Raw genomic sequence first — 20,277 nt, forward strand, 5'->3', positions numbered from 1 at the left:
GCAACGCGCTCCTCAGGACGGCCGCGGCAGCGGCATTTCCATGAACACCGAGCGGATCCCGATGCCGCTGCGATGCGGGTACACCTCTTCGCGCACCGAACGGAACCCGGCCCGTTCGTAGAAGGGCACCGCATTGAGCGAGGCGGACAGGAACATCCTCGGCAGGCGCCGCGCGCAGGCCATCGCTTCCAGCCGGCGCAGCAGGTCGAGGGCGATGCCCCTGCCCTGGTGCGTCGGTTCGACGAACACGGCATCGACTTCGCCGGTCCCGGTATTCAGGATCGCATAGCCGACGACCCGCCCATCCTCTTCCGCCACCAGCGCGCCGCCGGCCTGCACCAGCAGCGGCAGCGCGGTGGGCGCCGCGCTCGCGCACCAGGTGTCGATCACGTCGGGAGGATAATGCGCGGCGCAGGTCGCCCGTACCGCGCGGGTGCGCAGGTCCCACAGGTCGACAAGGTCGGCGCTGGTTGCCGTACGTCGCAGCAGCATGGTCGCTCTCCTGAAATTCGGCAATATCTCCAGCAATAGTACATACGCCTGTGGAAAAAGGGAAACTCCGCGGCAGCGGTGCGCCTGACTGGCCCGCATGGCGGGATAATCCCGCCATGCCTGTTCCGGGAGAGACGCGCATGCTCCGACGACGCTTCCTGGCGGCGCTCGCCGCCTGTGCCGGTCCGCCGCTGGCGGCCGCAGACGACGATGCCGCGCTGTGGCAGCGCCTGCGCGGCGGCGGCCACGTGCTCCTGATCCGGCATGCGGCCACCCATCCCGGCATCGGCGATCCGCCCGGCTTCGTGCTCACCGAGTGCCATACCCAGCGCAACCTGTCCGACCTGGGCCGGCGCGACGCCCGCAGCATCGGCGCCGCCTTCCGCAGCCGCGACATCCCGCTGGGGAACATCCTGTCGAGCCGCTGGTGCCGCTGCCTCGACACCGCGCGCCTGGCCTTCGGCCGGGTCGAGCCGGCGCCGATGCTCGATTCCATGTTCAACGACAGCGAGGCCCAGGGCCAGGCCAAGGTGCGCCAGGTGCGCGCGCGCGCCGGCCACTACGACGGCAAGGACAACCTGGTGCTGGTGACGCATGACGTGAACATCCGCGCCCTGGTGGGTGAAGGCGTGGCGCAGGGTGACATCGTGGTCGCGCGGCCTGGCGGCGGACGTCTGGAAAAGCTCGGCGTGTTGCGTGCGCATGCATGAAAGACATGCCGGGCGCACACGCGGCCTTGACCGTCGTACAATCGTCGACGTTGTCCCTCACTTGGGAGTGCGCCTATGAAACGTCTGTTCCTGCTGGCCGCCTTGGTGGCCACCACCGCGTCGGCCCACCACGGCTGGAGCGAATACAACGCCGACAAGCCGCTGTCGCTGTCCGGCACGATCGAGGAATCGGGCTACGAGCAGCCGCATGGCTTCGTCCGCCTCAAGTCCGGCGACAAGACCTGGCTGGTGGTGCTGGCGCCGCCGGGACGGATGGAAAACCGCGGCCTGTCGAAGGCCATGCTGGCCAAGGGCAACAAGGCGACGGTGCAGGGCTATCCGCACCGCAGCAAATCCGAGGAGCTGAGGGCCGAGCGCATCATCATCGGCGACAAGACCACGGAGCTGCGCTGATGCCATGGCAGGACGCGGCCGCCTGGGCCGCGTCGACGCCGCTGGCGCAGGCCATGCGCGGCCACGCATGGCTGTATCCCATCGTCGAAACCACCCATATCGTGGGTTTCGTGGTGCTGGTCGGCTCGGTGGCGATGTTCGACCTGCGCGTGCTCGGATTCGGCCGCGACCTGCCGGTGCGCGCGCTCGCACGCCATCTGCTGCCCTGGTCGGTTGGCAGCCTGGCGCTGATCGTGCCGACCGGCCTGATGATGTTCTCGACCCAGCCGCTGGACCTGCTGGGCAATCCGGTGTTCCTGCTCAAGCTGACGCTCATTGCAACGGCCGGGCTGAACGCCCTCGCCTTCCATCTCGGTCCCTACCGGCATGCCGAGCGCTGGACCGCCAGTGCGCCGCCCTGGGCCAGGCTGCATGCGGCGCTGTCGCTGTTGCTCTGGATCGCCATCATCACCTGCGGACGGATGCTGGCCTACGTCTAGCCGGACGCTTCGTGCTACAGTTGTTCGACGCTATCCCGGAACACACGCATGCTGAAACAGTTCACCACCTTCGCCCTCGCCTGCGCGCTCGCCGGCGCGGCCCAAGCCGCCATTCCGGTCTATGGGTTCGTCGTCAAGAACACCTATCCGCATGATCCGCAGGCCTTCACCCAGGGCCTGTTCTTCCGCGACGGTTTCCTGTACGAGAGCACGGGGCTGAATGGCCGCTCCTCGATCCGCAAGGTCGAACTGAAGACCGGCAAGGTGGTGCAGAAGAAGGACTTGCCGTCCGACGTGTTCGGCGAAGGCGCGGCGGCGGTCGGCAACCAGATCGTGGGACTCACCTGGACCTCGCAGGTCGGCTATGTGTTCGACATGAAGAGCTTCAACCTGAAGCAGCGCTTCCAGTACGAAGGCGAAGGCTGGGGACTGGCGAGCGACGCCAGGCATTTGTACATGAGCGACGGCAGCTCGTTCATCCGCATCCTCGATCCGAAGACGATGAAGGAGCTGCGCCGCATCCAGGTGACCGCCGACGGCCGCCCGATCCAGCAGCTGAACGAACTCGAGGTGGTCGAGGGCGAACTGTACTCGAACATCTGGGGCACCGACGTGATCGCGCGCATCGACCCGGGCAGCGGCAAGGTGGTCGGCTGGATCAACCTGGCCGGCCTGCTGCCGCCCGACCAGCGCGGCACCAGCCTGGTCGACGCCGTCCTGAACGGCATCGCCTGGGATGGCAAGGGCCGCCGCCTGTTCGTCACCGGCAAGCTGTGGCCCAAGCTGTTCGAGATCGAACTGGTGCCGCTGAACCGCTGAACCGCTGAATCAGGCCCGGGCGCTCACTTCGATGACCACCTTGCCGAAGTGCGAGCCCGATTCCATGTAACGGTAGGCCTCCTGCGCCTGGCCGAACGGGAACACGCGGTCGATGACGGGCTTGACGCCGCTGACGTCGGCGAAGCGCATCACGTCTTCCAGCATGCTGCGGCTGCCGACATAGATGCCGACCATGCGCTTGGCCGTGGCCAGCAGCGACGCCGGATTGACCTCGCCACCGAAGCCGCTGACGCCGCCGATGATCGCCACCGTGCCGCCCATCGCCGCCGCCGACACCGAGCGGTTCACCGTGCCCTGCCCGCCCACTTCCAGCACCACGTTGGCGCCCGCGCCTTCCGTCAGGTGCAGTACCTCGTCGTGCCACTCGGGGATGGCGCGGTAATTGATGGTGTGGTGGGCGCCCAGTTCGCGGGCGCGCGCCAGCTTGTCGTCGCTCGACGAGGTGATGATGGTGCGCAGCCCGGCCGCGCGCGCCAGCTGCAGGCCCAGCACCGACACGCCGCCCGTTCCCAGCAGGAGCACGGTGTCGCCCGGCTTGAGCTGGTTGCTCGACACGAAGATCGCATTCCACGCGGTCACGGCGGCGCAGGGCATGGTGGCGGCCTCGATGAAGCTCAGGCCCGCCGGGATGGTGGCCAGGGCGTCTTCGTGCAGCACCACTTCCTCGGCCAGCATGCCGTCGATGTCGCCGCCCAGGCTGTGGCGGATCTTGGCCGGGGTCGGGGCGCCCTCGATCCAGTGCGGGAAGAACGCGCCGGCCACGCGGTCGCCCTCCCTGACGCGGGTGACGCCCGGGCCGACCGCCAGCACTTCGCCGGCGCCGTCCGAGCAGGGGATGACCGGATCGTCGACGGTGACGAGGTAGTTGCCGCCGGCGACCATCAGGTCGCGGTAGTTCAGCGAAACCGCATGCACGCGGATGCGGACTTCGCCGATGCCGAGTTCGCGGTCGGGATAGTCGACGCACTGCAGTCCGTCGATGTTCGCACCAGGAAGTATTTGGTAAGCACGCATCAAGTCCCCCTCTTCGGTTGGTGATTCAGTGAGTATCCGCCTACACCGGCTTGGCCACCATCAGCCAGAAGATCACGATGAAGGCGACAAAGGCGGGCACGCCGAGCGTGGCCCAGATCCGGAAATAGCGCCAGTACAGCGCCGGCAGTGCGCCGTTTGCGCGCGCGGCTTCCACGGCCAGGTCGCGCATGCGGATCTGCAGCCACACCACCGGCAGCCAGCAGGCGCCGGCGATGACGTACAGGATCACCGACCACATGATCCACCTGCTGTGCAGCGGGTAGCCGGCCAGGTGGATCATGTAGAAGCCGGTGGCCGGCTGCAGCACGGCGGTGGTGGCGGTGAACAACCAGTCGGCGATCACGACGTTCTTCGCGACCACGGCGATGGCGCGCACGTCGCGGCTGATGTTCGCGAACAGCATGTACCAGGCCGAGCCGATGCCGGTGCCGAACAGGAAGGTGGACGACAGGATGTGCAGCCACTTCACGACGACGTATTCCATTACCGTTCCTCCAGTTCATACAGCAGCCAGATGGCGGCGAGCAGCGGCAGGTTCTTGGTCAGCGGCCCGTAGGGATGCAGCAGGAATTCCGGCAGCTTCCACGCTATCACGACCGTGTAGAAGCCGATCAGCACCAGTTGTATGAGCCACAACAGGCGCCGCCGCGGCAGGAACAGGATGCCCAGCCCGATCAGCAGGTCGAAGGTGGCGGCGCCGTACAGCATCAGCGGCTGCAGGGCATCCGGGATGCCGGTGCGCGCCAGCAGCGCATAGCTGTCCTCGACCGGATACAGGCCGAACGACACGATCGCGGTCAGGAGCCATACCGCCGCAATGCTGCCGCGCAGGATGGGCAGCAGCCATCCCAGCCTGGCGCGCGCGAGTTCGGCGCCGGGCGCGCTGACGAACTGCGTTACCGGGCGCGGCGGATGGCCGATCAGGCGCGTGGCGAACGAGGCGTCGCCCGTGCTGCCGCGGTCGAGCATGCTCAGGGCATCGTCGTCGATCAGGGAGCCGGGCAGGTAGCGGCCAAGCTTCGCCACCAGCCGCGCCAGCGGTCCGGGCAGCGTGACGCTGCGCAGCCTGCCCATGCCCATGGCGGCGCGCAGCGCGCCCAGGTAGTCGGTGAAGGGCATCGCCTCCGGTCCCACCAGCGGCACGCGCATGGCGGTGCCGCTGCCCGGCGCCAGCGGCAGGCGGTGCCTGAGCAGGCCCAGGATGGCCGCGACCAGGTCGTCGATGTGGATCGGCTGCACCAGCTGGGGCGCGCTGCCGAAGCGCGCCGTGAACGGCATGCTGGCCAGGGTGCGGAAGGCGCGCGCGCTGGCGCCTTCGCTGCCGTACACCAGCGAGGGCTGGACGATGTAGGCGCGCACCGGCAGCGACGCCAGGTAGTCGTCGGCCGCCTTCTTCGACAGGTGGTAGCGGGTCTCGGCCTCGCGGTCGGCGCCCAGCGCGGACAACTGGATCACCACGTGCACGTCGTGCGATTCGGCGCAGGCCGCGAACAGCGCGCGCGGCGTCTCCGTATGCAGGCGCTGGAAGGTCTGGGTCCCGCTCTCGCGGAAGATGCCCACCGTGTTGATCACCGCGTCGATGCCGGAAAGGCGCGCCAGCCACGCTGATTTGTCGGTATCGTTGGCGAAGTCAGCATGGATGGTGGCCAGGCGCGGATCGGTACTGGTTCTGGCCTTGCGCCCCGCGCACACGACGTGGTGGCCTTCCGCCAGCAGCGCCTGCAACAGGTGTTGTCCGATGAAACCGCTTGCTCCCGTCAGCAGGATCCGCATCCATGCTTCCTTTCACGTAATCAAAAGAGGACCCAATGGAAAACTGGAACACGGCACTACAGCGCGGCCTGATCTCCGGCACCGCGTCCAGCCTGATCTCGACGGCGGCGCTGGCGGCCCTGGGCAAGAAGGAAACCGGCAGTCCCTATGCAGCGACGAATGCGGTCAGCCACTATATCCATGGCGACAAGGCGGCCCGCCACGACGAACCGTCGATGCGCTACACGGTGCCCGGCTACCTGATCCACCACGCCAGCGCCACCTTCTGGTCGGTCCTGTTCGAGCGCTTCCTGGGCGGCGTGCTGGACCGCAAGAGCCCGGTCGGCACCCTGGCTTCGGCCGCAGCCACGACCGCCTTCGCCGCCTTCGCCGACTACAAGCTTACCCCCAGGCGCCTGCAGCCCGGCTACGAGAAGCGCCTGTCGAAGCAGTCGCTGGCGGTCGTCTACGGCGGCTTCGCGCTCGGCCTGGCAATCGGCGCCATGATGTCGCGCCGTGACCAAGTCTAGAACAGAAGGAGAAAACGTGCCGCCATGGGCGGTGCGGGATGGGAGTGCAATGCTGCGGCTGGCGTGGAGCGAAGCGGGCTTGCCGGCCAGCCGGCCGGCAAGCCGGTAAAACATCGTCAGTGTCAGTGCGCCGTGGCCTTCTTGCCGCGCATGCGCTGCACCAGGGTGACCACCATCAGCACGGCGGCGCCGACCAGCACGCCGAGCAGCGCGTCGACCACGGTCGGTGCGATCGCCGCCAGCACGCCGCCCACGCCCGGCACGCCGGCCAGCGACGCGGCCACGCCTTCCGAGAAGTGGTGCACCGCCGGCACGGCGTGCGCGATGATGCCGCCGCCGACCATGAACATGGCCGCGGTGCCGACCACCGACAGGAATTTCATCAGCTTGGGAGCGAGGGCCAGCAGCAGCTTGCCCAGGGCCCGGGCGCCGCCATTCGCCTTCTGGCTCAGGTGCAGGCCGGCGTCATCGAGCTTGACGATGCCGGCCACCAGGCCATACACGCCCACCGTCATCGCCAGCGCGATCGTGACCAGCACCGCGACCTGCTGGCCGAACGGCGCTCCCGCCACGGTGCCGAGGGAGATCACGATGATTTCCGCCGACAGGATGAAGTCGGTGCGGATCGCGCCCTTGATCTTTTCCTGTTCGACCGCGCACATGTCGACCGCCGGATTGGCCAGCGCCGCCACGTGTTGCGCATGGTGCTGCGCATCTTCTTCTTTGCTGTGAAGATACTTGTGCGCCAGTTTCTCGAAGCCTTCGAAGCACAGGAAGGCGCCGCCGATCATCAGCAGCGGCGTGATCAGCCAGGGGGCGAAGGCGGAGATGGCCAGCGCCGCCGGCACCAGGATCGCCTTGTTCTTCAGCGAGCCCTTGGCGACCGCCCATACCACCGGCAGCTCGCGGTCGGCATTCACGCCGGTCACCTGCTGGGCATTCAGGGCCAGGTCATCGCCCAGCACCCCGGCGGTCTTTTTCGCGGCGACCTTGCTCATCACGGTCACATCGTCGAGGACGCTCGCTATATCGTCCAGTAATGCCAGCAAACTGCCTGCAGCCATTGGTCACGCTCCTATCATGTCAATCTCGCATGATATTAACCGACGGCGGGGGCCGCGGTCACACAGTTCAGCGCGGCTTTTTGCATTCCAGTCCTGAAAATCTGCATCTCGTCGCTTTTGCCGGGCGTCGCACGCCCCGCGTACGTATAGTGCATCATGACCGCTGCGGCACTGCAGCTTCGCCAAACGAAGGAGATGCCAATGAATACCGATTCGACCCTGCCGGCAGCACCTGCTCGCCGTACCCGTCCGCCGAAACGCAAGACCCGCATCACGATCTACCTCGATGACGAAGTGCTGAAGGAGTTCCGTTCGCTGTCCGAACGCAGCGGCACCGGTTACCAGACCCTGATCAACGCCGCCTTGCGCAACCGTCTCGGGGCTCCGGCGATAGAATCTGGCGTCATATAAGGCTTCCTTGGGGAGAGCGAGATTACATGTGGCAATATTTATGCTAATCTTCCCGCTCTTTCAAACCCCCGGAGGACCTATGAAAAAAGGCGAACTGATCGCGGAATTCGCGAAGCGCACCGAGATGTCCGGCGCTGCCGCCAACGACGCCGTGAACACTGTCATCGACATCATCACCGAACGCCTGAAAAAGGGCGACACGGTCGGCATCACCGGCTTCGGCACCTTCTCGGTGACCAAGCGTGCCGCACGCAAGGGCCGTAACCCGGCAACCGGCGAAGTGATCAAGATTGCTGCGTCGAAGACCCCACGCTTCTCCGCCGGCGCCACCCTGAAGGCCGCCGTCAATCCAAAGAAGAAGTAAGCAGTACCGTTCGTATCAAGCCTCGCGTCGCGGACACCGCCAGCCGGCGGCCGCACGCGTTGGCTGCCTTCCCTCCCTCCCCTTTCTTTCCCGTCGCAGCATGAGTTTCGCCACCTGGATCGCTTTCGTCATCGCCGGTACGCTGATCGCCATTTCGCCCGGCTCCGGGGCCGTGCTGTCGATGTCGCACGGACTCGCCTACGGACTGAAAAAAGCCAGCGCGACCGTGCTGGGACTGCAGGCCGGCCTGGTGCTGGTGCTGGTCATCGCCGGGGCCGGCGTCGGCTCGCTGCTGCTGGCGTCCTCGCTGGCGTTCACCATCGTGAAGGTGGCCGGCGCGCTGTACCTGATCTACCTCGGCCTCATGCAATGGCGCGCGGCGCCGGCCACGCGCGATACCGCGGCGGTGGCCAGCCACCTGGAAGCCCATCCGCCATTCGGCAAGCGCGTCCTGACCGGTTTCCTGACCAATGCCACCAATCCCAAGGGCATCATCTTCATGGTCGCCGTGCTGCCGCAATTCATCTCGAAGGATGCGGCGCTGCTGCCGCAGCTGGCCATCCTGGGCGTGACGATGGTGACGATCGATTCGATCGTGATGCACGGCTACGCCGCGCTGGCGGCCTCGATGCAGCGTTTCTTGCGCGATCCGCGCGCCATGAAAGCCCAGAACCGCTTCTTCGGCGCGGTGCTGATGGTGATGGGGGCGCTGCTGTTCTTCGTCAAGCGCGGCCAGGCCGCCTGAATCCCGGCTTGCCATTGGCGGATGATTCCGTCACGCTGGAGTTGCAACTTTGTGTAATCCGCGTTGTTCCTGGAGCAGCCCCGCGTTGTAATCCAGGTTAGACGCCCTTCGACTGCGCTTTCGCTGGAGCTCGCCATGATCAACCGTTTCGCCAAGACTGCCTCCCTGCTCGCGCTGGCGGCGTTCGCCACGCTCGCACCGGCCCAGGAAGATATCGCCGACGGCGACGAGCCGCCCGGACGGGTCGGGCGCGTCTCCCTCATCCAGGGCAAGGTCAGCATCGGCGGCGACGTCGGCGACGCCGTCCAGGATGCGCTGGTCAACTGGCCGGTCACCTCGCGCAACCTGATCACCACCGCGATGGGTGCGCGCACCGAAGTGCGGATCGGCTCGACCTCGATACGCCTGGACGGCGACAGCTCGCTCGAGGTGACCGAGCTGGATGACGACAGCCTGCGCCTGCGCCTGCACTACGGCAGCGCCAGCGTGCGCATCGTCAGCGCCGACGTGGCGCCCGAATTCGAACTGGCGACGGTGCATGCGCGCGTGCGCATGCAGCAGCCGGGCCGGCTGCGCGTGGATGCCGAGCGCCGCCCCGACACCAGCCTGGTCAGCGTGTTCGGCGGCGAGGCCGTGGTCGAGGGCGCCGGCGCCAGCCTGCTGCTGCGCGCCGGCCGCAGCGCCGAGGTGCGCGACGACGACGTGCGCACCCTGCAGGCCAGCCGCGACGGCTTCGACGACTGGTCGCTCACCCGCGACAGCCACGAGGACAGCGCGCGTTCCTCGCGCTACGTCACCACCGACATGACCGGCTACGAGGACCTCGACCGCCACGGCAGCTGGAGCACCGACGTTGAATACGGCGCCTTGTGGATGCCTGCGGTGGCCGCCGGCTGGGCGCCCTACCGCGACGGCCGCTGGACCTGGATCGCTCCCTGGGGCTGGACCTGGGTCGACAATGCGCCCTGGGGCTATGCGCCCTTCCACTATGGCCGCTGGGTCTATCACAACCGGCGCTGGGCCTGGGCGCCGGGCCACCGCGAACGCCGCCCGGTCTGGTCGCCGGCGCTGGTCGGCTGGGTCGGCGGCAACGACTGGAACGTCCACTTCAACTCGCGCCAGACCGGGCGGCCGCTGCCGGCCCAGGGCTGGTACCCGCTCGGCCCGCGCGACCGCTTCGTGCCGGGCTACCGGCTGTCGGATGACAGGCTGCGCCGCCTGAATACCCACGACTGGCGCGACGGCGACCGCAAGGGCGACCGCGACGGCCGGCGCGACGATCGCCGTGACGACCGCCGCCATGACCGGCGCGAGGGCCTGACCGTGGTGCCGAACGCGCATTTCGGCCAGCGCGGACCGGTGGTGGTGCCGAACCTGCCGAAGGCGAACACGGCGCCCCTCGTGGTTCCCGGCACGGTCGCCTCGGCGCCGCCGCCGCCCCAGGGCTGGCGCAACCGCATCGAACAGCGCGAGCGCGATCGCGAGCGCGACCGTGATGCGCAGCGGATCGACCGGAGCGAGCGCTTCGACCATGAGCGGGCCATCCGCGACCGCGCCGCCCTGGAGGCGGCGACCCGCGACAGGACCGAGCGGATGCAGGCCATCCAGGACCAGGCCGCGCGCGACCGCGCCGCCCGCGACCGCGCCGTATGGGAGCGGGCGGCCCAGGACCGGATCGACCGGGATCGTATCGAACGCCAGCGCGCGCCGCTGATGGCGACCGATCCTGCGCCGATGCTTGCCCAGCCACCGCGGCAGCAATCCTGGCAGCGGCCCGACCGCGATCGCGGCTTCGACGAGGGCCGGCGCCAGCGTCCGCCGCAGGCGGCCATGCCGGCGCCGGTGCCGCAGGCTGCTCCCGCGCCCCAGTCGCAGCCGCAGCCGCAGCCGCGTCCGATGCCGCCGCCGCAGGCGATCGCCCCGCCGCCGCCGCGCGCCATGCCGGCGCCGTCCGCGCCGCCGCGCATGCGGGGCGAAGAGCGCGCCCATACCGACGAGCGCGGCGTCCGTCACCAGGAGCGCTGATTCAGGGTCAGGTCTGTCATTCGGACAGCGAGCGAGCACCTTTGCTCCATCTCAACATGCTGGTTTGTTTATCCCAAACTCGTCAATGCTCGGCTCACATTTGTTACCGCAACCTGCGCATCACGGACCATGTCGATAAGAGGGAAAAAGTCTCAGCATACGTAAAACCGTGCTGAGATTTCGCAAGGGTTGTGTGTCCATGTCCGAATGACAGACCTGACCCTGAATGCCACTCATCCGTGAGGAACCTTTTTTTTTCGCATTGGAGCACCATCTAGGGGTTTGGCTACAATGCGTTTTTTACACAGGACTAGGATTATGGACCCGAACGAATCCCTCATCGAATACCCGAGCGACTTCCCGATCAAGGTGATGGGCGCCACCCACGCCGATTTCGCCGCGACGATCGTCGAGGTCGTGACGAAATACGATCCGACTTTCCATGCTGGAAAGATGCAGACCCGTCCTTCGGCGAAAGGCAACTACACCGGCCTGACCGTGACCGTGCGCGCCACCAGCCGCGAGATGCTCGACGACGTCTACCGCGCCCTGTCGACCCACCACATGGTCAAGATGGTGTTGTAAGCGAGCGGCCGGGAAACGGCGCCGGCCGGCGCAAGGCATCGCGCTGGCTTATAATGACCAGGCTGTCCATATTCCCGACCGATACCCATGTCATCGACCCGTCCCGCCCCGCCGATCATCCGCGAACTCGGCCGCGCCGACTACGAGCCCGTTTTCGCCGCCATGCGCGCCTTCACCGACGCGCGCACGCCCGAGACCCAGGACCAGCTCTGGATCGTCGAGCACCCACCCGTGTTCACCCTGGGCCTGGGCGCCGACCGCGGCCACGTGCTGGCGGCGCACGACGTGCCGGTGGTGCAGACCGACCGCGGCGGCGAGGTGACCTATCACGGTCCGGGACAGGTCGTCATCTACCTGCTGATGGACTTGCGCCGCAACAAGCCAGGCGGCAAGCTATATGCCCGGCAGTTTGTTGCAAAAATTGAACAAGCGGTGATCGATGTGCTGGCGGCGTATAATCTTGCGGGCGAGCGCGTCGCCGGCGCGCCCGGCATCTATATCGCCGAAGGTCCGCGCAAGGGCGCGAAGATCGCGGCGCTCGGCCTCAAGGTGCGTGGCAACGGTTGCACCTACCATGGCGTTTCGCTGAACGTGGCAATGGACCTGGCCCCGTTCACCTGGATTAATCCGTGCGGCTATTCGGGGCTGGCCACGGTCGACATGCGCACGATGGGCGTCGACGCCCCGCTGGCGGATGTGCAGCAGGCGCTGGCGCGCGAATTGACGCGACAGCTGGCCACTTACGATGCCCAGCCCGAACCGAACCAATCAACTGAAAGCCCGTCAGGGCACTGAGCCAAATGACTTCCGAAATCGATACCGGCAATGCCTCCGCCTACAACGCCAGCGAAAAGCAGAAAGGCGCCAGCAAGACGTCGCGCATCCCGATCAAGATCGTGCCGATCGCCGACGCCGAGCGCCTGAAGAAGCCGGACTGGATCCGCGTGAAGGCCGCCACCGCCTCGTCGCGCTTCTACGAGATCAAGGACATCCTGCGCGCCAACAACCTGGTGACGGTGTGCGAGGAAGCCAGCTGCCCGAACATCGGCGAGTGCTTCGGCAAGGGCACCGCGACCTTCATGATCATGGGCGACAAGTGCACCCGCCGCTGCCCGTTCTGCGACGTCGGCCACGGCCGTCCGGACCCGCTGGACGTGAACGAGCCGGGCAACCTGGCCAAGACCATCGCCGACCTGCGCCTGTCGTATGTCGTGATCACCTCGGTGGACCGCGACGACCTGCGTGACGGCGGCGCCGGCCACTTCGTCGAGTGCATCCAGAAGACCCGCGCGCTCTCTCCATCCACCAAGATCGAGGTGCTGGTGCCGGACTTCCGCGGCCGCCTCGAGAAGGCGCTGGACATCTTCGCCGGCGGCCTGCCCGACGTGATGAACCACAACCTGGAAACCGTGCCGCGCCTGTACAAGGAAGCGCGTCCGGGCGCCGACTACAAGCACTCGCTGGTGCTGCTGCGCGACTTCAAGAAGATGTATCCGACCGCGGTCACCAAGTCGGGCCTGATGGTCGGCCTGGGCGAGACCGACGAGGAAATCCTGGAAGTCATGCGCGACATGCGCGAGCACGACATCGACATGCTGACCATCGGCCAGTACCTGGCGCCGTCCAACTCGCACCTGCCGGTGCGCCGCTACGTGCACCCGGACACCTTCAAGATGTTCGAGGAAGAGGCCTACAAGATGGGCTTCGTGCACGCCGCCGTGGGCGCGATGGTGCGTTCCTCGTACCACGCCGACCAGCAGGCGCACGAGGCGGGCGTCGCCGCGTAATCGCCGCAGCGCGCTCCACACCGAGGGACGGCCTGGCCGTCCCTTTTCCATTTCCGCATCCGGACGATGCGCCCTGCGCATCCGCGATATAGTTGATGTCAACCAGACATCGTGCATGCATCCATGAGCAATATCCCCACACCTGCCCCTGACGAACACAACGAGCACGACGACGCCTTCCTCGAACGCGAACTCGGCCTGGCCGCGCGCGGCATCGAACTGGTCAAGATGGAAGGCCGCGTGTTCCTGCGCTTCTCGGGCGAAGCGCGCTACGAAGGCCTGCGCGTGCCTTACCGCCTGGTGCCGTCGCACGGCGTGCTGGCCAAGCCGAGCAAGTGGCGCAAGATGGACCCGCAGGCGCGCCGCGAACTGGTCGCCGGGCGCGCCACCGAGGACGCCGTCCAGCGCCTGCACAGCGACACCTGGGAATTCGTGCGCGACATCGCGGAAGAGGCCGATGAATTCGGCTGGGACCCGATGCTGTTCCTGGACGTGCTCGCCGAACTGGAGACCTCGGAACCCGCCGAGTACGTGTTCCAGCGCATCTCGCAGCGCCTGACCCACGCGGCCGAGCGCGAGCAGGAAGAGCGCCATGCGGCGCGCACCAAGGAAAGCATCAACCTGGCCGAGTACCCGCAATCCTTCGAGGTAGCGCACCGCATGCCGCGCAAGTTCATCGCGCTGCTGGGGCCCACCAACTCGGGCAAGACCCACCGCGCGATGGAAGCGCTGGCCAAGGCCGGCAGCGGCGTCTATCTCGCGCCGCTGCGCCTGCTGGCGCTGGAAAACTACGAGCGCCTGCAGGCCGCGCGCCCGCATGGCCGGGAGATCAAGGTCAGCCTGGTCACGGGCGAGGAACGGCGCCTGGCCGAAGGCGCGACCCACGTGGCCAGCACGGTCGAGATGCTGGACACGAAAACGGCGGTCGAGGTGGCGGTGATCGACGAGATCCAGATGCTGGCCGACCGCGACCGCGGCGCGGCCTGGACCGCCGCCGTGTGCGGGGCGCCCGCATCGACGGTCTACCTGGTCGGCGCCCCCGAGGCGCGCCGTGCGATCGAGGCGCTGGCCGAGCGCCTGGAAGTGCCGCTCGAGGTGCATGTGCTCAAGCGCATGGCGCCGCTGGCGATGGAACCCTTGCCGGTGCGCAAGCTGTCGAATCTGCGCAGGGGCGACGCCGTGATCGCGTTCTCGCGGCGCGAGGTGCTGATGTGGCGCGACATGATCACCGAGAAGGGACTGTCGGTGGCCACGGTCTACGGCAACCTGTCGCCCGAGGTGCGGCGCGCCCAGGCCGAGCGTTTCCGCGAAGGGCAGGCCGACATCGTGGTCGGCACCGACGCGCTGGCGATGGGCCTGAACATGCCGATCGCGCGCATCGTGATGACCACCGCGGTCAAGTACAACGGCTACGAGGAAGAAGAGATCTCGGCCGCGCTGGCGAAGCAGATCGCGGGCAGGGCAGGGCGCTACGGGGTGCACGAGGAAGGCTTCGTCGCGGGCTATGACGACGACACCCACGAGGTGATGCGCGCCCTGATGAAGGAAAAGATCCCGCCGGTGGCGGCCACCGGCTTCGCGGTGGCGCCGTCGCTGGAGCAGCTGCACCGCATTTCCTCGGTGACCGGCGAGACCTCGCTGGTGAAGCTGCTGCGCCGCTTCGTGCACAACATCGACGTGCCGGACGGTTTCTTCTATCCGCGCATCACCGAGGAACAGAACGAAAGGGCGGAGTGGCTGGATACCTTGCCGCTGTCGGTGGCCGAGAAGTTCATGCTCTCGCTGGTGCCGATCTCGAGCAAGGTGCCGGTGCTGCAAAGCGCATGGGAGCACTGGTCGCTGTCGCTGGCCAAGAAGAAGATCTGCAAGCTGCAGCCGCATGCGCAGGAGCTGTTCTGGATGAACCTGCAGGAGGTCGAGGATACCTGCCGCATGTATTCCGCGTATGCGTGGCTGGGCTACCGCGCGCCGGAACACTTCCCCAGCATCGGGATGGCGCAGGAACTGGCGCGCGAGGCCTCGGAGAGGGTGGATGCGCTGCTGCAGCAGCAGAACGCGGCGGCGCGCAAACGGCAGGGTGGAAAACAGGGGGGAAAGCAGGGCGCGCGCAGGGGGCGCTGAGCGCTGCGCCGCTGGCCACGACAGCCCCAGGCCGGTGTACGATGGGCGCTTTCCCCACCCAGCGACCACCATCGTGACCACCAAACACACCCCTGAATACTTCAATGCATTCGGCGCCGACTTCCTGCCCGGCTACCTGGGCATCCGCTTCACCGAAGTCGGCCCCGGCCGCCTGGCCGCCGAACTGAAGATCGACAAGCACCTGCTGGCCCCGAACGGCTACCTGCACGCCGGCACCGTCATCTCGCTGGCCGACACCTGCGCCGGCTGCGGCTGCCTCAGCAACCTGCCGGAAGGCGCGCGCAGCTTCACCACCGTGGAGCTGAAATCCAATCACATGGGCACCGCGCGCGAGGGCACGATCGCCTGCGTCGCCACGGCCGTTCATCTCGGCCGTACGACCCAGGTATGGGATGCGGTGGTCACCGACCAGGCCAGCGGCAAGACCATCGCCCTGTTCCGCTGCACCCAGATGCTGCTGTATCCGAAGTAAAGGAGAGGCTCGGCCGGCGCGGCTCAGCCGGCAAGTTCCTTCTGCAGCAGCAGGTGCAGCGCAGGGAAATCGGGCTCGCCGACGTAGCGCTTGATGATCTTGCCGTCCTTGTCGATCACGAAGGTGGTCGGCGTCAGCTTGACGTCGCCGAACTGCCTGGCGATGTCGCCGCTCGAGTCGATCGCCACCTTGAACGGCAGCTTGCGCGTCTCGGTGAAGTTCAGCACATAGTTGGGCGGGTCGTAATCCATCGCGACCGCGACGAATTCCAGGCCCTGGCCCTTGAACTTGTTGTAGGTCTCGACCATCGCCGGCATCTCCTTCACGCAGGTGGTGCAGGAAGTGGCCCAGAAGTTGACCATCACGACCTTGCCGCGCAAGGATGCGGTGCTGATCTTTTCGCCGGTGATGCTGATGAAGGTGACGTTCGGCGCAGGCGTGCTGCTGCTGAAGGACGCGTAGCCGATGCCGGCCAGCGCGAGCACCACCGCGCCGATGGCGGCAGGCTTGATCCAGGAACGGGAAGTGGAAGCTGTCATGGTCGGTGCGGATGGAAAAACGGCAGGACCATGATCGTCCTGCCGCAGGGTGTTACCGGGAAGCCTGGCTGGAGCCGCCTTGCTGGCTCTTCGCGTCTTCTTCGCTGATGTACTCGAAGATCTTGACGACGCGCTGCACGCCCGACACGCCCTTGGCGACGTCGGCGGCGATATTGCCTTCACGCTGGGTGACCAGGCCCATCAGGTAGACCACGCCGCGTTCGGTCGTGACCTTGAACGAGTTGGCCGACACGGTTTTCTTGTCGACCAGGCTGGCCTTGACCTTGGTGGTGATCAGGGCGTCGCTGGAACGCGAGGTGTAGCTCGACGGGCCGGCGATTTCCAGCTCGTTGATCACCGACTCCACGTTCGCGACCGCACGCGCTTCGCGCTCGGCCGCCTGCTTCATCGCTTCGTCGCGGACTTCGCCGGTCAGCAGCACCTTGCGGTTGTAGCTGGTGACGTTGACGTGGCCGTTTTCGCCGGTGAGCTGGTTCATCTTCAGCTCGGCCTTGACGTTGATCGAGTTGTCCTCGGTCTGCGTGCCCAGGGTGCGGCGGTCGGCAGCGGACAGGGCGCTCGCGACGGCGCCGCCCGCAACCAGGCCGACGCAGCCCGACAGCGAACCCAGCAGGGCAGCGCCCAGGACCAGCTTGGTCAACAGCGCGGCCATGGGCCGGCGGGTATTACTCATTCTCATCTCCTCCAAACAGGGCGACATCGATGCCGTCGCAAATGCAGTGAATCGCCAGCAGGTGCACTTCCTGGATGCGTGCAGTGCGGGCGTGTGGGACATTGATGTGGACGTCGGCGTCGGTCAGCAGCTTGCCGAGCGCGCCGCCATCCTTGCCGGTGAAGGCCACGATGCGCATCTCGCGCTCCAGCGCCGCCTCGACGGCCGCCAGCACATTGGCCGAGTTGCCGGAGGTCGAGATCGCCAGCAGCACGTCGCCGGCCTGGCCGAAAGCTTGCACCTGCTTCGAGAAAATCTCCTTGAAGCTGTAGTCATTGCCCACGGCAGTCATGATCGAGGTGTCGGTGGTCAGGGCAATCGCCGGCAGCGGGAAACGCTCGCGCTCGAAGCGCCCGACGAGTTCGGCAGCAAAGTGCTGGCAGTCGGCGGCGGAACCGCCGTTACCGCATGCCAGGATCTTGTTGCCGTTGGACAGGGCGCCGAACATCAGTTCGACCGCCTGCGAAATGGATGGGGACAGGGTCGCGGCCGACTTCATCTTCAGGTCGGCGCTCTCCTGGAAGTGAGCGAGGATGCGTTGAGTATTCATAACCGAGGATTATAGTGCAGTGGCAATGCGGGGCGGGCAAGCGCAGATAAAATTGCTTACAACTCAATGACATTGCGCAACCATTCGATCCGCCCGCCCTCGATGGCGATGACGTCGAAACGGCAGGGCGGGGTCACAGGATAGCGCAACAGATAGGCCTGGGCGGCGCACACCAGGCGCCGGATCTTGGCCGGGGTGATGCTGGCGGCGGCGCCGCCATGCAGGTCGTCCGCGCGCTGGCGGACTTCGACGAAGACCAGGGTCGACCCATCGAGCATGACCAGGTCGATTTCGCCGCCTTTGGTGCGGAAATTTTCGGTGAGCAGGCTGAGGCGCTGGCGCTTCAGGTAGGCGAGCGCCTTCTGTTCCCAGTCATGGCCCTGGACCTGCCGCGGAGACAGGCGCCCGGGCCACATGTCAGCGTCCGAACGCGACCGTTTCGAACTGGCCGCCGTCGCGATACACGACGCCGCTTTCGACGCGGCGGAAACCCGGCGAGCTCTGGCCCATGTCGATCGACAGGCGGCCGGTCACGCCGTCGATCTCGAAGGCGCCGTGCGGGCGCTGCGCCAGTTCGCGCGCGATGCGGTAGGCGTCGATGCCGAGCGCATACAGGCGCTGCATGTCGAAGCCGTTGCTGTCGCCGCCCCAGCGCGGGTAGAGGCTGACCAGCGGATGGTCGGGCTGCACCGTCCACGGCAGGTCGAGGATGCGCACGTCCGCCAGTTCGGGCGCCGAGGTGCCCGGTTCGCGCCCCGGGTTGATCGAGGACGTGCCGTAGGTCGGCAGCGTGGTGCCGAGCGCGCTGCGCACCTGGCGCAGCTGGACCGCGTCGAGGGCGGCGAACACCAGCTGCGGCGCATCGCCCTGCAGGCTGGTGCGCAGCTGGGCCAGGGCATTGGCGTCGACATAGCCATCGGCGATCGGCAGCTCGACCAGCGCATTGTTGCGACCCAGCTGGGTCCAGCGCGCGGCGAACGCGCCGGACAGGCGCTGCTGCCAGGTGGCCGGACCGGTCACCACCAGGGCGCGCCCGGCGGGATGCTCGGCGGCCGCCCAGTCGGCGACCTGGGTGGCTTCGTCTTCGAGCGACAGGCCGATCACCAGCATCCGACGCGGCAGCGGGGCGCTGGTCTGCGGATGGTTGAGGGCGATGGTCGGCTTGCTGACCGCGCCGCTGGCGGCCAGCGCGGCCACGGCCGGCCTGGACAGCGGGCCGACCACGATATCGTTCTGCTGCACCGCGCGCGCATAGGCGTCGAGCGTGGCCTGGGCCGAGTCGCCGGTCGGCACCACGCTGACGGTGACGCCGGAGCGCTCGCGCTCGTGGCCCGCCATGAAACCGGCGCGCACCGCTTCGGCGGGCTGGCCCAGCGCCTGCGACTCGAGCGGGAGCAGCAGGGCGACGCGGATGCCCTGGACGTTGGCGGCGGCGCGCGGCTTGCCATCGGAAGTGGGCGGCAGCTCGACCGGGCTGGTGCGCGTTTCGGAATTCGGGGCGGGCGGCGGCGGGACGTATTCGGCCTCGGGCGGCGGGACACTTGTCATCGGCTCGGCGGGCGCGCACAATCCGCCCGGTACGCCGCAGCCTGTGTCGGGCGGCAGCGGCGTGGAGCTGCAACCAGCCACCAGCGCGACGATGGCCGCGGCCAGCAGCCCCTTGAGATTTTTCTTCTTCAACATCGGAACCCTTTTTTATGACAGAACAGCAGACCATCGACATCGCCCGGCTTCCCGTCATGGGCGAGGCGGCCCAGCAGTCCTATCCTACCGCAACGCTGTATGTCGTGGCTACTCCGATTGGCAACGTCACCGACATCACGCTGCGCGCGCTGTACCTGCTGGCGCTGGCCGATGTGGTGGCCTGCGAAGACACGCGCAAGACCGGCGCCCTGCTGCAGCGCTTCGGACTGAACAAGCAGACGATCGCCGCGCACCAGCACAACGAGCGCGAAGTGGCGGACAAGATCGTCGAGCGCCTGCGCTCGGGACAGCGCGTGGCGCTGGTGTCGGATGCCGGCACGCCGGCGGTGTCGGACCCGGGCGCGCGCATCGTCGATGCGGTGCGCGCCGCCGGGCTGGCCGTGATGCCGCTGCCCGGCCCGTCGGCGGCGATCGCGGCGCTGTCCGCGAGCGGCCTGGTCAATGACCGCTTCCATTTCGTCGGCTTCCTGCCGGCCAAGGCCAGGCAGCGCGAAGCGGCCCTGGTCCCGCTGGCGCGCGACACCTCGACCCTGGTGTTCTACGAGGCGCCGCACCGCATCGTCGATTGTGTCGGGGCGCTGCTGGCTGCCTTCGAGCCGACCCGGCAGGTGGTGTTCGCACGCGAGCTCAGCAAGCTGTTCGAGGAAGTGCACCGCTGCCCGCTGAGCGAGGCCCTGGCCTGGGTCAAGGCGGACCAGCACCGCGAGCGCGGCGAATTCGTGGTGCTGGTGGAAGGCGCGCGCGCGGATACGGATGAGGGCGATGCGGAAGCAGAGCGCGTCCTGCAGATCCTGTTGACCGAGTGCAGCGTCAAGCAGGCGGCCAACCTGGCGGCGCAGATTACGGGACGCAAGAAAAACGCGCTGTACGAGCGCGCCCTCCAGATCAAGGGCGAGTAAACGCC

General features: G+C 67.2%; 25 protein-coding genes. 15 read left to right on the forward strand and 10 right to left on the reverse strand.

What is annotated here, in order from left to right; genetic code table 11:
- Positions 1 to 12 precede the first annotated feature (12 nt).
- Positions 13 to 492: a GNAT family N-acetyltransferase gene (locus H162_RS0115375; RefSeq protein WP_020654368.1), complete on the reverse strand. Its 480-nt coding sequence runs from the start codon at positions 490 to 492 to the stop codon at positions 13 to 15.
- 140 nt (positions 493 to 632) lie between these two features.
- On the opposite strand from H162_RS0115375, the gene H162_RS0115380 reads away from it, so the two are divergent.
- The 4 genes from H162_RS0115380 to H162_RS0115395 all read left to right on the forward strand — a co-directional run bounded on the left by H162_RS0115380 (position 633) and on the right by H162_RS0115395 (position 2,914).
- A complete protein-coding gene (locus tag H162_RS0115380; protein WP_020654369.1) occupies positions 633 to 1,202 on the forward strand; it encodes a histidine phosphatase family protein in 570 nt (189 codons plus the stop codon).
- Between the two features lie 75 nt (positions 1,203 to 1,277).
- Positions 1,278 to 1,616, forward strand: a complete 339-nt coding sequence (locus H162_RS0115385) for a DUF6152 family protein (RefSeq protein ID WP_020654370.1) — start codon at positions 1,278 to 1,280, stop codon at positions 1,614 to 1,616.
- A complete protein-coding gene (locus H162_RS0115390; protein WP_020654371.1) occupies positions 1,616 to 2,095 on the forward strand; it encodes a DUF6644 family protein in 480 nt (159 codons plus the stop codon). The genes H162_RS0115385 and H162_RS0115390 overlap by 1 nt, the downstream gene beginning before the upstream one ends.
- Before the next feature lie 48 nt (positions 2,096 to 2,143).
- A complete protein-coding gene (locus tag H162_RS0115395) occupies positions 2,144 to 2,914 on the forward strand; it encodes a glutaminyl-peptide cyclotransferase (RefSeq protein ID WP_020654372.1) in 771 nt (256 codons plus the stop codon).
- A 9-nt stretch (positions 2,915 to 2,923) separates the two neighbouring features.
- Here the strand turns inward: H162_RS0115395 and H162_RS0115400 are convergent, their stop codons facing one another.
- The 3 genes from H162_RS0115400 to H162_RS0115410 are packed head-to-tail and all read right to left on the reverse strand — an operon-like array spanning position 2,924 to position 5,743.
- Positions 2,924 to 3,949: a zinc-dependent alcohol dehydrogenase family protein gene (locus tag H162_RS0115400; RefSeq protein ID WP_020654373.1), complete on the reverse strand. Its 1,026-nt coding sequence runs from the start codon at positions 3,947 to 3,949 to the stop codon at positions 2,924 to 2,926.
- 40 nt (positions 3,950 to 3,989) lie between these two features.
- The gene (locus H162_RS0115405) at positions 3,990 to 4,454 is read right to left on the reverse strand and encodes a DUF2269 family protein (protein ID WP_020654374.1); all 465 of its coding nucleotides are present in this window, start codon (positions 4,452 to 4,454) and stop codon (positions 3,990 to 3,992) included.
- Entirely contained in the window at positions 4,454 to 5,743 is a 1,290-nt protein-coding gene (locus H162_RS0115410; protein ID WP_020654375.1) for an SDR family oxidoreductase, read from the reverse strand. Before H162_RS0115410 ends, H162_RS0115405 begins: the two co-directional genes overlap by 1 nt.
- 35 nt (positions 5,744 to 5,778) lie before the next feature.
- Here H162_RS0115410 and H162_RS0115415 point away from each other — a divergent pair, with 35 nt between their 5' ends.
- Positions 5,779 to 6,252, forward strand: coding sequence for a hypothetical protein (locus tag H162_RS0115415; protein ID WP_020654376.1), 474 nt, complete (start codon positions 5,779 to 5,781; stop codon positions 6,250 to 6,252).
- 122 nt (positions 6,253 to 6,374) lie between these two features.
- Here H162_RS0115415 and H162_RS0115420 read toward each other — a convergent pair whose 3' ends face one another.
- Positions 6,375 to 7,316, reverse strand: coding sequence for a DUF808 domain-containing protein (locus tag H162_RS0115420; RefSeq protein ID WP_026354683.1), 942 nt, complete (start codon positions 7,314 to 7,316; stop codon positions 6,375 to 6,377).
- A 201-nt stretch (positions 7,317 to 7,517) separates the two neighbouring features.
- On the opposite strand from H162_RS0115420, the gene H162_RS0115425 reads away from it, so the two are divergent.
- The 9 genes from H162_RS0115425 to H162_RS0115465 all read left to right on the forward strand — a co-directional run bounded on the left by H162_RS0115425 (position 7,518) and on the right by H162_RS0115465 (position 15,847).
- Positions 7,518 to 7,727: a BrnA antitoxin family protein gene (locus H162_RS0115425; RefSeq protein WP_020654379.1), complete on the forward strand. Its 210-nt coding sequence runs from the start codon at positions 7,518 to 7,520 to the stop codon at positions 7,725 to 7,727.
- A gap of 79 nt (positions 7,728 to 7,806) precedes the next feature.
- Complete coding sequence (locus H162_RS0115430; RefSeq protein ID WP_020654380.1) at positions 7,807 to 8,091, forward strand: HU family DNA-binding protein; 285 nt, start codon at positions 7,807 to 7,809, stop codon at positions 8,089 to 8,091.
- Positions 8,092 to 8,191: 100 nt separating this feature from the next.
- Positions 8,192 to 8,836 (forward strand): LysE family transporter, encoded by a 645-nt coding sequence (locus H162_RS0115435; RefSeq protein WP_020654381.1) that lies wholly within the window; start codon positions 8,192 to 8,194, stop codon positions 8,834 to 8,836.
- Positions 8,837 to 8,971: 135 nt separating this feature from the next.
- Entirely contained in the window at positions 8,972 to 10,861 is a 1,890-nt protein-coding gene (locus tag H162_RS32715; RefSeq protein WP_020654382.1) for a DUF6600 domain-containing protein, read from the forward strand.
- A gap of 318 nt (positions 10,862 to 11,179) precedes the next feature.
- Positions 11,180 to 11,446, forward strand: a complete 267-nt coding sequence (locus H162_RS0115445) for a DUF493 family protein (protein WP_020654383.1) — start codon at positions 11,180 to 11,182, stop codon at positions 11,444 to 11,446.
- An 87-nt stretch (positions 11,447 to 11,533) separates the two neighbouring features.
- Positions 11,534 to 12,241 carry a lipoyl(octanoyl) transferase LipB gene (gene lipB / locus H162_RS31020; RefSeq protein WP_020654384.1) on the forward strand — a complete coding sequence of 236 codons (708 nt, stop codon included), beginning with the start codon at positions 11,534 to 11,536 and terminating at the stop codon, positions 12,239 to 12,241.
- A gap of 5 nt (positions 12,242 to 12,246) precedes the next feature.
- Positions 12,247 to 13,233: a lipoyl synthase gene (lipA, locus tag H162_RS0115455; RefSeq protein ID WP_020654385.1), complete on the forward strand. Its 987-nt coding sequence runs from the start codon at positions 12,247 to 12,249 to the stop codon at positions 13,231 to 13,233.
- Positions 13,234 to 13,356: 123 nt separating this feature from the next.
- Entirely contained in the window at positions 13,357 to 15,354 is a 1,998-nt protein-coding gene (locus H162_RS0115460) for a helicase-related protein (protein WP_020654386.1), read from the forward strand.
- Positions 15,355 to 15,424: 70 nt separating this feature from the next.
- Positions 15,425 to 15,847: a PaaI family thioesterase gene (locus tag H162_RS0115465; RefSeq protein WP_026354684.1), complete on the forward strand. Its 423-nt coding sequence runs from the start codon at positions 15,425 to 15,427 to the stop codon at positions 15,845 to 15,847.
- 23 nt (positions 15,848 to 15,870) lie between these two features.
- Here H162_RS0115465 and H162_RS0115470 read toward each other — a convergent pair whose 3' ends face one another.
- The 5 genes from H162_RS0115470 to H162_RS0115490 are packed head-to-tail and all read right to left on the reverse strand — an operon-like array spanning position 15,871 to position 19,352.
- Positions 15,871 to 16,386, reverse strand: coding sequence for a TlpA disulfide reductase family protein (locus H162_RS0115470; RefSeq protein WP_020654388.1), 516 nt, complete (start codon positions 16,384 to 16,386; stop codon positions 15,871 to 15,873).
- A 52-nt stretch (positions 16,387 to 16,438) separates the two neighbouring features.
- Positions 16,439 to 17,080, reverse strand: coding sequence for a BON domain-containing protein (locus tag H162_RS0115475; RefSeq protein WP_026354685.1), 642 nt, complete (start codon positions 17,078 to 17,080; stop codon positions 16,439 to 16,441).
- A complete protein-coding gene (locus tag H162_RS0115480) occupies positions 17,073 to 17,669 on the reverse strand; it encodes a phosphoheptose isomerase (RefSeq protein ID WP_026354686.1) in 597 nt (198 codons plus the stop codon). The genes H162_RS0115475 and H162_RS0115480 overlap by 8 nt, the downstream gene beginning before the upstream one ends.
- A 56-nt stretch (positions 17,670 to 17,725) precedes the next feature.
- Entirely contained in the window at positions 17,726 to 18,085 is a 360-nt protein-coding gene (locus tag H162_RS0115485; RefSeq protein WP_020654391.1) for a YraN family protein, read from the reverse strand.
- 1 nt (position 18,086) lies between these two features.
- A complete protein-coding gene (locus H162_RS0115490; protein WP_020654392.1) occupies positions 18,087 to 19,352 on the reverse strand; it encodes a penicillin-binding protein activator in 1,266 nt (421 codons plus the stop codon).
- 14 nt (positions 19,353 to 19,366) lie between these two features.
- Between H162_RS0115490 and rsmI the strand changes: the two genes are divergently transcribed.
- Complete coding sequence (gene rsmI / locus H162_RS0115495; RefSeq protein ID WP_020654393.1) at positions 19,367 to 20,272, forward strand: 16S rRNA (cytidine(1402)-2'-O)-methyltransferase; 906 nt, start codon at positions 19,367 to 19,369, stop codon at positions 20,270 to 20,272.
- Positions 20,273 to 20,277: the final 5 nt, after the last annotated feature.

This window comes from Massilia niastensis DSM 21313 (genome assembly GCF_000382345.1).
In the GTDB taxonomy this organism is placed as follows: Bacteria; Pseudomonadota; Gammaproteobacteria; order Burkholderiales; family Burkholderiaceae_D; genus Telluria; species Telluria niastensis.